An 11,561-nucleotide genomic window follows, 5' to 3' on the forward strand; every position below is an offset into this window, starting at 1 on the left:
AATATAGTATAAAATTTATATTTTCAAGATTCATGGCAATATTACAGTTATTAAAACTGGTTCCGGCAATAGCGTCATTTGTTTTTATAGGATATCCTTTTTCTTATTTCCTGATTGTCCGCTCCAGGCTTGCAGCAAGCGACATAGAAGCATATATGAGATATAAAAGCATTTACGGCTCAGTTTTAAACATTATTTTGAGTTTTTTTATTGGTACTTTAGTCTCCACCCTGTATCTGAACATGCTTTCCCTCCTGGGCATAAGCTTCAGCTTCTTAAAAATATCGGTGTTCAGCGGCATTTTTCTTATTATCTCCGTATTCATATTTGCCAAATATAAAAGAAGGCTGATTGAAGTTGCTAAATTCTCTGCCGGCAGCATAGATAATGTTTTTTACCTGGACTTAAGGCGAATGAGGATTATTAAGAAAAATGCCCAAAAACATTATGAGCCGGAATATAGATTTGAACAATTAAGTCTGGGACAACCTGGCTTTAAAACAAAGTTTGAAAGATTCAAAAATGACCCGGGGACTATTAATGGCATCAAATCCATAATAATCATCCTTATCGCAGTAAACTGTCTTGCCGTCCTGTTCTTTGCCTTACTCTTTCCCATAAGATTCTGGGATGCTATATCCTGTTGGAGCCTTAAAGCGAAAGCATTCTTTATTGATAAAAACATTTTCACATTTTACCTGGATCACGATTATGGATTTGCCCACAATTCCTATCCGGTTTATCTTCCCCTTATTCAGACATGGATTTATATCTGGCTTGGCAATGTAAATGAAAATCTTGTAAAAATCATCTTTCCAATTTTTTATTTATCTTCAATTTTTCTTGTATTTAATTTCTTCAAAAAGAAATTCGGCGATCTTCTTGCCGGTATTCTTGCTTTTATATTCAGCAGTATCCCTGTTATTGCAGACCACGGCTATCTGGAATATACAAATCTTTTATACTCAACAGTTCTCTTTATAGCGGTGTATTTCTTTTCCACCTATGTATCAAATGAAATGTCGGAGATAAATGAAAGCACCGTCAGAAAACAGGGGATTATTGAAGACATCAGATACTATTTTTATGAAAAAAAGATAAGAATGTCATTTGATTTCAAAATATATAATGACCTGGACTCCGTATTTAAAGGCAGGCCTACAAGCGGAAATATTACTTTTAACAATGCTGCCGGCCGGAATATCTACCCCGGAGCCGAATCTTTGACGAAAGGGCTGAACATGCTTAGTATTGACAGATACAGGAAATACTCTCATTTGTATATCAGTTCTGTATTCTTTGCAATGCTCTGCCTTATAAGAAGTGAAGGGTTTGTTTACTGCGCTCTTTTCTTTCTCATATGTATTATTGTTTATTTTTTCGGTATCTCGAGAAAAGCGTCGCTTAAAAGAAAATTCAGAAAAGTCCTCATCAGTTTTTCGGAACCCTCCGAAACTGAAGATTACAGGGAATGGAAAGATAAAATAAGTGCAAAGTTTGTAAAAAACGGCGATACCCCTTTTACAGTTCTTAAACTTTTTCTGAAAAAGCTTTTTCTTCCGTTATTTTTCCTTTCTGCAATAAATCTTCCATGGTTGCTGACAAAGTCACTGCTGAATCTCTCCTTTGCAAGCACTGAATGGCAAAAAATAATAAATAACGGAATAAACCACAGTATTATTTCTGAAGGTTTTAAGAGAGCCTTTTCTTCTTTTACCACAGAATTAATTTACTCTTCCTATGATTCCACAAAGGCATTTCTGGGCTCCTCATACGGACCCATACTTATTATTCTCCTTATTCTTTTCATTATGACTATAAAAAAAGCTTTTACAAACGGCGGCCTTATATTTTTTCTTTTCACAGGTCTTGTATTTATAAGTTCATTTATCTCCATAATCTTTATAAAAGAATTTGAAGGTTCGATTGAAAGATATATTCTTCCGGGATTTCTTCTTTCATTTTACTGGATATTTTCAAATACATTTAAAGCTAAAAACTGACAGCTTGCTTTCATAGTGTATAATTTAAAATGATCTAAATAAGAATAAATAAATAACTATTCCAATGACAGATATCTTTATAATATATTTCATCCTCTTTGTATCGTTATTGTTCAGCCTGACAGTAATATTCTGGTATGCATTCAGATTTGAGCCTGTTAATTTTAAAGTAACGGAAAATAATATATATATTAAAACAAACGCTTCAGAAAGCTCGGAACAGCATAATCCGGACAAAACTTCAGATTCGGCAAAACCCCTGAAGATACTTCACCTGTCTGATTTGCATTTAAGGACAGATTACAAAGGCAGCAGGCTTGCAGGTTTTTTAAAAATACTTTCACTTGATTACTATGACCTTATTTTCATTACAGGCGATATGGTGGAACAGGATAATCTGCAGCCCAGACTTATGGATGTTGTTAAAAATTTCAGGGCGAAATATGGAATTTATGCCGTATTCGGGGCACATGATTATTATAATAAAAAACCTTCCGAGTTTTTAAGAAATATGTTTAAAAAAAAAGAGTCCTATTCCAGAAAGAATGACTACATTTCCCTGAAAAACAAACTTGAAAATGCAGGAATAAAAGTGCTTTTAAATGAAAACATAATGCTAAATGAAAAAATTGAGGGTTTTCCTGAAATAAAAATAATTGGCGTAGACGACCCCATGATAAATAAAATGGATATAAAAAAATCGCTTAAAGGATTAAACGACAACCCTGAAATTATCAGGCAGGACGGTTTTTTAAAATCCGAATCTTATAAAAAAACATTCAATATTTCCCCAAATAAAAGCCATGAATTAAAAAACAGAAAATCCATGAATATAGCATTAATACACACACCCGACAGCTATGCTCTGGCAAATCTTGCCCTGAACGGAGCAGACATAATATTTGCGGGGCATACTCATGGCGGCCAGGTAAGAGTGCCGGGAAAAGGCGCCATCATATCAGGTTGCAGCATAAAGACAAAATTTGCCTCCGGCCTCTTTTATTTTAATGATTTTGTCCTGCAGGTCAGCAGGGGACTGGGTGAGGGACGGTTCTCCAAATTCAGGGTCTACTGCCAGCCTGAGGCAATAATCACAAAACTTTACATTAATTAACACAGCCGGTAAAAATTATGGGAAAACCCGGTCGTTTTTTGGAAAACAGCTATTTGTGGAATTTTTTTTAATTTTTATATAAAATCATGAAATGTTTGCTTTAACCGGCAAGTATCCGGTTTGCAAGCCTGAATTTTAATGAAACGGGAAAATCCCTTCAGTCAATATCGTTAATTGGAAAATAAAAACAGAAAAAGGCAGAAAAGATATGAGATTAAAAAGATTTTTATATTTTGCAATAATTATAATATTTGCATTGATGTCTCCCTTAACAATATCGGCATGTTCAAAAACAGGTGAGACCGGGCAACAGACTGCAGTAGCCGACCGGGATACCAAATCTTCTGAATCTGAGACATCAAAGTTGCAGCAGTCTGCTACTTCAACAACAGTAAAGGAAACAACAACCACAAGCCGGAGCCTGCCTGAAAATTTGCAGAAGTTCATTGATGATGCAGACAAGCTGTTTAAAGCCGGAGAATATGCTGAAGCAGTAAGCGCATACAGGACTGCAAAAACAAACCTTCAGGCGACATCCTCGGTAGATCCTGAAATAATAAGTAAAGCCATTGAAAAAATGGAAGTCAATTTCGACAAAGCAAAGACTATTACTGATACGGCAAGAATACATTACGGCAATGCAATGCAGCTGGAGTATGAAAAAAGGATAGATGAAGCAATCGAGCAGCTGGAAGAGGCATTAAAAATATATCCCAGATACCAGGATGCCATTGATGCTCTTGCCAGTATAAAAACACTATATAAACTGAAATAAATATTTTATTTCTTTTAAAAACCTCCCGGCTTACTTAGAATAAAAATAGTAATATATGATTTATCTTTTAGTGATACTATTGATTTATTAATTAAAGAACTAAAGAATCAAAGAATTTCAGCACAGAAATAGCTAAATAAATATCTTAAACTACTATTTTTGTTTTAAAAATGGCAAGAGATAAAAAAGATTTTGATTACTGGGACAAATACTACGGTAATAAAAAAAGCACCGGAACCTCAGGGAACAGAGGAATGCCGGACAGCAGAAGATCTGCATATGATGGCAGGCGATATCCGAATGAGGATGCCGTTTCCCGAAGTACATCCCGAAGCAGCCGGTTAAAAAGAGGCCGGAACGAGAAATATGAATCAAAGATAGTAGGCTCGGAATACAAGGTTAAAAAGAAAAAAAGAAAATCAGGTGCTTCAAGAGCGGTTATCATGACAATACTCATAATTGCTGTGTTTTTCCTGGGATTTTTTACTTTTTATGCCGTAGATAATGAGCTGTTCAGTAAAAAGAGCGGTGAATCTGCATCAGGCAGCACTGATTCTGCCGGCTCAAAATCATTAGAAGAAACTATTCAGAAAGAAAACCTGATGTCATCACTAAGCATTGAAAGCGATAGTTCCCAGACCGGAAAAGAATCTGTTACGGAATCAGAATCTTCCACCAGCCAACCTGCCGGGAACTCTGGTGAGAACAACACAAAGGAACCATTATCTTTTTTTCAGAAAGTAATTATGTTTTTTAAATCAATTACGGGAAGAGACGATTCCAAAGATGATTATCCTGAAAGATTGCATATCAATGTTTATTTTGCAATGCTTGGAAATGAAGAAATGTTTAATGCTGAAAAAAGGACGATTGTAGCAGGAAGTATAAAAAATGCAGCCGTCAATGCAGTAAATGAACTTTTAAAAGGTCCTGCTGAAGAGTATAATTTTGCAGTAATCCCTCCGGGAACAAAATTGATGGATGTGGAAATAGCCAATGATATAGCCAGAATCAATCTGTCTCAGGAATTTCTTTCCAACAGTCTGGATACAGATATTCTGGATGAGTATATAGTCTATACTATTGTTAATACATTGACTGAGATAAAAGAGATAAGAGCAGTTGTTTTTTTTATAAACGGCAAAGAAATAAAAGAATACGGTAATGTCGATCTCAGACTGCCGGCAATAAGAAATGAAAAGTACTTGGAAAAATCTTGAAAATCAAGTAAAAATATTAAGAGCTGATACATTTTCAAAAAAAGGAGAAGGGTTTGAAAATATTAATTACAGGAGGAGCAGGGTTTATCGGGTCAAATGTCGCTGACCTTCTTATAAAAAACAATATAGAAGTTGTTGTAATTGATGATCTTTCTACCGGCAAGCTTGAAAACGTAAACAGTAATGCCAGGTTTTACAAATGTGACATACGTGAACCTAAAGTTTTTAGCATAATTGAAGCGGAAAAACCGGATATTTTAATCCATAATGCCGCCCAGATGAGCGTAAGAAATTCTGTTGAAGATCCTGAAAATGATGCAAGCATAAATATACTGGGAAGCATAAATATCTTTGAAGCTTGCAAAAAATACGGAACAAAGAAAATCATTTTTGCTTCAAGCGGGGGGACTGTATACGGGGAACAGACAAACTTTCCGGCTGATGAAACTCATCATACAAAACCAATCTGTCCTTACGGAGTCGCAAAGCTTAGCGTAGAAAAATATCTTTATTACTACTATGTGACATACGGTATAAAATATACTGCTTTAAGATATGCAAACATTTACGGACCCAGACAGGATCCGCATGGAGAAGCAGGAGTTGTCGCTATATTTTCAGAAAAGATAATCGGCGGAGACCAGCCAATAATTAACGGGGAAGGCAATCAGACAAGAGATTATGTTTATGTGGAGGATGTTGCGAAGGTAAACCTGCTTGCCATTGAAAGTGAATTTACAGGTGAAATGAATATTTCGACAGCAGTTGAGACAAGCGTTAATGAGCTGTTTAATATTCTTAAGGAGATATCAGGCAGACAAAACCTTCATGAATTGCATGGTCCTGCTAAAGAAGGGGAGCAGAAAAGAAGCGTTCTTTCATATAACAAAGCGGAACTTATTCTTGGATGGAAGCCTGAAGTAAAAATAAGAGACGGACTTGCAAGAACGTACAACTGGTTTAAGGATAATATAAATATCTGAAAAATCATACATAGTTGCGCATAAAAAACGTATAATGCATAAATCATATAAAAAAGGACAATTACTGTTTAATGGGAACTGATAACCGGAAGAAATATTCAATATCTGCCTTTTTCCCGGTTTATAATGACTGGGGCACAATTCCCACCATGGTTCTTCTGGCAGAAAGTGTGCTTGAAAAATATGCAAGCGAGTACGAGATAATACTTGTTGATGACGGCTCAAACAAGCTTACAAAGCAGGTTCTGGAAAGCCTTGACCCTAAGATAAAAAATCTGAAGATAATAACTCATCGGCAGAATAAAGGATATGGCGGTGCAATAAAAAGCGGAATATATAATGCCGAATATGAACTTATTTTCTACACAGACGGAGATGCGCAGTACAACCCCCTGGAACTTGAAAGCCTTATACAGGCAATGAGCAGCGAAACCGACATAGTAAATGGCTATAAAATTGAAAGAAACGACCCGCTTTACAGAAAAATAATAGGCAGACTGTATTATTATGTTACAAAAATGCTTTTCAGCTTTAAAATAAAGGATGTTGACTGTGATTTCCGACTGATGAGGCGCTCTCTTTTTGAAAATCTGGAACTTCGCTATAACAGCGGCGTAGTCTGTGTTGAAATGATAAGCAAGCTTACAATGAGGGGAGCAAGATTTGCAGAAGTTCCGGTCAATCATTATTACCGGTTAAGCGGAAAATCACAATTCTTTAATTTTAAAAGGATTTTCAATACAGGAATACACCTTCTCAAGCTCTGGTACAGAATCAAGATAAGAAAAGAATACTAAAAATTTTTTAATTTATTAATAGACATGAACATTAAAAGCAAAAAAAATAATAATCACAATTCCAAATCTGAATATCTGGCAAAATTAAAAGAAAATGAAGATAATAGTAAAGCGCAGACCCGCCCTGTAGACCTGGATGTGGTTCTTGATTTTTATAGGAAGAAAAAAGTTCTGATAACCGGCGGAGCCGGATTCATAGGAAGCAATCTGGCAATCAGGTTGTGCGGACTTGGAGCGGATGTTCTTGTAATCGACTCCCTTATTGAAGAATACGGGGGAAATATTTTTAATCTTGAGCCTGTAAAGGACAAAATCCGTCTTAATATTGCAGATGTGAGGACTTATCCGACAATGCTCTATCTTGTGAAAGGGCAGGATATCATATTCAATCTTGCGGGACAGGTAAGCCACATGGACAGCATGATAGATCCATGGACAGATCTTGAAATAAACTGCAGAAGCCAGCTTACAATACTTGAAGCGTGCAAGCATAATAATAAGGATGTGAAGATAATATATGCGGGGACAAGACAGCAGTATGGCAAACCTAATTACCTGCCGGTTGATGAAGACCATATAGTCCACCCGACTGACGTAAATGGAATAAATAAAATGGCGGGAGAGTGGTATCACATTCTTTATAATAATGTTTATGACATAAGGGCGGCTTCGATACGGCTTGTCAATACTTTCGGGCCAAGACAGTTGCTCAGGCATAACAGGCAGGGTTTTATAGGATGGTTCATCAGACAAATCCTGGAAAACAGTGAAATTAAACTTTATGGTGGCGGAGAGCAGATAAGGGATTTTAATTTCATAGACGATGTTGTTGACGCCTTTCTTATAGCGGGAGCTTCGGAGCAGGCGGATGGTAACTTCTATAATCTCGGAGGAATTGAGCCCGTCTCTCTTAAAAATCTCGTAAAAATGATGATAAAGGTCGCCGGAAGCGGCAGCTTTACGGAAATACCATTTCCTGAAGAAAGAAAAAAGATAGATATTGGTGATTTTTATTCTGATTATTCAAAAATAAAACACGAGCTGGGATGGCAGCCAAAGGTGTCTTTGCAGGAAGGGCTTGAAAAAACTTTCACTTACTACAAAAAATATAAAGAACATTACTTTTAAATTGCCAGCTTCAAATTCCTTATTTACGGAAATGAATTATTAACACGGGAAGGACGACAGATGGAAAAGATGAGTTTGTTATATGCTTTGCACCGGTCGGAAAAGTAAAGAAACCGTAAACAGCAGCGGAAAAACTTTTGCCGGAATTTAAAATAAATTATAAAATCAATTCTTAATAATATTTAATATTTAATTAATTCTGACCAGTATGAAAGTACCATTTGCAGATCTTTCCAGGCAATACAAAGCTTATAAAGCGGATTTTGACAGGATTACTTCGGAAGTCTTTGAAAAGGGTTCATTTATTTTCGGAGAGAATTGCACAGCTTTTGAGAAGGAATTTTCAGAATATACAGGAACCGGGTATGGCATAGGTGTCGGTTCCGGAACAGAAGCTCTTCATATTTCTCTTCTTGCCTGTGGAATAAAAAACGGGGATGAAGTAATAACAATTGCAAATACTGCTGTTCCCACGGTATCTGCAATAGATTTTGCAGGAGCTGTTCCTGTTTTTGTCGATATCGACGATTCCTTTAATATAAATCCTGATCTGATTGAAGAAAAAATAACCGATAAAACCCGGGTCATAATGCCTGTTCATCTTTTTGGAAATCCTTGCAATATGGAACTTATATGTTCTGTTGCAAAAAAGCACGGACTAAAAATAATCGAGGACTGTGCCCAGGCTCACGGAGCAGAATTTAATGGCAGGAAAACCGGTTCGTTCGGGGATGCCGGTTGCTTCAGTTTCTATCCTTCAAAAAATCTTGGTGCAAATGGTGATGGGGGAATGATACTCACAAGCGATGAAGAGATTGCCAAAAAAGCAAAGCTTCTGAGATACTATGGTTTTAAAGACAGATATAATAGCATTATTCGGGGATTTAACAGCCGTCTTGATGAAATACAGGCGGCGCTACTGCGTTTTAAGCTTTCAAAGCTTGAAATATGGACCAGGAGAAGAATTCATATAGCAGAAAAATACCTGGAGGGCCTGGCAGGACTGCCTTTAAGACTGCCCCTGATCTCACCTGCTTCAAGGCATGTTTTCCACCTGTTTGTCATACAGCTCGAAAATCAGGATGTAAGGAACAGGCTTATAAAATATCTTTCTGAAAAAGAAATCACAACTCTTATACATTATCCGGTAGCAATACATCTTCAGCCGGCATACAAATATCTGGGATATAAAGAGGGAAGTCTTCCTGTTACAGAGAATGCTGTTGCTACAATCATGTCGCTTCCCATATTTCCCGAAATGGAAGAGGCAGAACAGGAATATGTAATAGAAAACATCAGAAGTTTCTTTAATTATTCTTAATTGTGGTATATTGTTACAAATATTAATTAACGTTAGGCAAGTCTAACAAATCAGGAATTAACTTTTTGTTTTTTTATAATATATCTTATTTGCAGGTTAATCCGGGCATCCCGGCAATAGAACATAACAGGCAGTAACTTTTTATAAAAATTAAATAATAATCTTGAGAAGAAGGAGCAAAATTGATCGAGGGAGTAAAAATCAAAAAATTAAAAGTTGTTTCTGATGAAAGAGGCAGACTTATGGAAATGCTCAGGGCTGATGATGATCTTTTCATCAAATTTGGCCAGGCATACATGACCACAGCTTACCCCGGTGTGGTTAAAGGCTGGCATTATCACAAAATCCAGACCGACTCCTTTATTGTTGTAAAAGGCATGATGAAAGTTGTCCTTTATGATTCAAGAAAAGACTCTCCTACTTTTGAGGAAATAAATGAATTTTTCCTGGGTGAATATAATCCTATCCTTCTCCAGATCCCCAATTATGTTTTTCACGGGTTCAAATGCATAAGCGAGACTGAAGCAATGTGCATAAATCTTCCCACAGAAACATATAATTATGATGAACCGGATGAATTCAGGGTAGCTCCTCACAGCGGTGAGATACCATACAACTGGGACAGAAAAGACGGATAATATTTAAGTTCATGTAATATTTATTTATATTATAATTTCTGCAATTATAATGTTTATATGATTAGCCTGTTTCAGGCAGGAATGTATAAAATGAGGTAGACCGGGCTGATCATTAAGCGGTTATTAAAAAAATAAAAAATTTTTGGAGGAGTCTTGAAAGAAAGAAACTTTAAAACATTACTTGTCACAGGCGGTGCCGGTTTTATAGGAAGTAACTTTATTCATTATATGATTGAAAAATATCCTGAATATAAAATCATAAACCTTGACAAGCTTACATACGCAGGAAATCTTGAGAATCTCAGAGATGTTGAAAATAATCCCAACTATAGTTTTGTAAAAGGAGATATCGCAGATGCTGTTATAGTAGAAAAAATCTTCTCTGAAAATAATGTGGATGTTGTTATCAATTTTGCAGCGGAATCCCATGTAGACAGATCCATAGATAATCCCGGAGTTTTTATACAGACAGATGTGTATGGTACCTTTGTGCTACTTGAAGCAGTAAGAAAGCATAATTCAAAGTTATTTTTCCAGATAAGCACGGATGAAGTATATGGCTCAATTCTTGACGGTTCCTTCAAAGAAACAGATCCTCTTCTTCCCAACAGTCCGTATTCGGCTTCAAAAGCCGGTGCAGAAATGATTGTCAGATCATTTTATAAAACATTTGGTACGCCTGTAATGGTTACAAGGACTTCAAACAATTTCGGTCCTTATCAGTATCCCGAAAAGCTTATTCCTTTGTTTGTCACCAATCTTATTGATAATATAAAGGTTCCTCTTTACGGAGACGGAATGAACGTGAGGGACTGGATTTATGTAGATGATAACTGCGCCGCTCTTGATGTTGCTCTGCACAAAGGCAGAATAGGGGAAATATATAACATAGGCGCCGGAAACGAGAAACCGAATATATGGATTACCAAAAAAATAATAGAACTTACAGGCAAAGATGAATCAATGATTAAGCCTGTTGCAGACAGACTGGGTCATGACAGGCGTTATTCAGTGGACTGTTCCAAAATAAAAAGTGAACTTGGCTGGGAATGCAGATATGATTTTGAAGAAGCTCTTAAGAAGACAGTTGACTGGTATAAAGAAAATGAATCATGGTGGAGACCGCTGAAAAAATAATAGAGTCTGCTTTTTAAAAAAACAAATTTAAGATTATTTTTAATCCGGGTAATTTCCTTTTGGACTTACAACTATTGTAAGTAGATTTCTGTTTTTTTAGCTGTAGATATTAATGGAACCTGATATTCTCCAGCCCCTAAAATTAATATCTTTTTCATACTTTTATTGTTTTTGGAAAATAATACAATTTTTATAACTTTAGTTTTTATATTGTATTTATAATAACCTAATAATAATATACTTAATAATTTTTTATAAATGAGCATTTTATAAAATAGCGTATATTTATTGTGATAATAACTATTAATATATTAAATAAAATTACCAAATGAAGATTTTTAGAAAAATAAAGAATATTATTTTAATTGAAGATGATTTGCTTCCGGAGAACAATGAATGTAAATTCTTTTTTATAGAAGAAATAAAACCATTGGCTAATGGGAAA

At 35.8% G+C, this 11,561-nt stretch carries 10 protein-coding genes; all 10 read left to right on the top strand.

Going from position 1 to position 11,561, the window contains the following annotated elements:
• The first annotated feature begins 32 nt into the window (after positions 1 to 32).
• The 10 genes from GXZ93_04985 to rfbB all read left to right on the top strand — a co-directional run bounded on the left by GXZ93_04985 (position 33) and on the right by rfbB (position 11,116).
• The gene (locus tag GXZ93_04985; protein ID HHT79135.1) at positions 33 to 2,003 is read left to right on the top strand and encodes a hypothetical protein; all 1,971 of its coding nucleotides are present in this window, start codon (positions 33 to 35) and stop codon (positions 2,001 to 2,003) included.
• Between the two features lie 64 nt (positions 2,004 to 2,067).
• Positions 2,068 to 3,117, top strand: coding sequence for a hypothetical protein (locus tag GXZ93_04990; GenBank protein HHT79136.1), 1,050 nt, complete (start codon positions 2,068 to 2,070; stop codon positions 3,115 to 3,117).
• A 208-nt stretch (positions 3,118 to 3,325) separates the two neighbouring features.
• Positions 3,326 to 3,892 carry a hypothetical protein gene (locus GXZ93_04995; GenBank protein ID HHT79137.1) on the top strand — a complete coding sequence of 189 codons (567 nt, stop codon included), beginning with the start codon at positions 3,326 to 3,328 and terminating at the stop codon, positions 3,890 to 3,892.
• Between the two features lie 170 nt (positions 3,893 to 4,062).
• On the top strand, positions 4,063 to 5,112 hold the full coding sequence (locus GXZ93_05000; GenBank protein HHT79138.1) for a GerMN domain-containing protein: 1,050 nt from the start codon (positions 4,063 to 4,065) through the stop codon (positions 5,110 to 5,112).
• Positions 5,113 to 5,165: 53 nt separating this feature from the next.
• Positions 5,166 to 6,095 (top strand): SDR family NAD(P)-dependent oxidoreductase, encoded by a 930-nt coding sequence (locus tag GXZ93_05005; GenBank protein HHT79139.1) that lies wholly within the window; start codon positions 5,166 to 5,168, stop codon positions 6,093 to 6,095.
• A gap of 71 nt (positions 6,096 to 6,166) precedes the next feature.
• The gene (locus GXZ93_05010) at positions 6,167 to 6,892 is read left to right on the top strand and encodes a glycosyltransferase family 2 protein (protein ID HHT79140.1); all 726 of its coding nucleotides are present in this window, start codon (positions 6,167 to 6,169) and stop codon (positions 6,890 to 6,892) included.
• Between the two features lie 24 nt (positions 6,893 to 6,916).
• Positions 6,917 to 8,020: an NAD-dependent epimerase/dehydratase family protein gene (locus GXZ93_05015; protein ID HHT79141.1), complete on the top strand. Its 1,104-nt coding sequence runs from the start codon at positions 6,917 to 6,919 to the stop codon at positions 8,018 to 8,020.
• Between the two features lie 208 nt (positions 8,021 to 8,228).
• Complete coding sequence (locus GXZ93_05020) at positions 8,229 to 9,341, top strand: DegT/DnrJ/EryC1/StrS family aminotransferase (protein ID HHT79142.1); 1,113 nt, start codon at positions 8,229 to 8,231, stop codon at positions 9,339 to 9,341.
• 182 nt (positions 9,342 to 9,523) lie between these two features.
• Positions 9,524 to 9,979 (top strand): dTDP-4-dehydrorhamnose 3,5-epimerase, encoded by a 456-nt coding sequence (locus tag GXZ93_05025; GenBank protein ID HHT79143.1) that lies wholly within the window; start codon positions 9,524 to 9,526, stop codon positions 9,977 to 9,979.
• Between the two features lie 153 nt (positions 9,980 to 10,132).
• On the top strand, positions 10,133 to 11,116 hold the full coding sequence (rfbB, locus tag GXZ93_05030; protein ID HHT79144.1) for a dTDP-glucose 4,6-dehydratase: 984 nt from the start codon (positions 10,133 to 10,135) through the stop codon (positions 11,114 to 11,116).
• Positions 11,117 to 11,561 lie beyond the last annotated feature (445 nt).

The organism is Actinomycetota bacterium, from assembly GCA_012837825.1.
GTDB lineage: Bacteria > Actinomycetota > Humimicrobiia > Humimicrobiales > Humimicrobiaceae > Humimicrobium.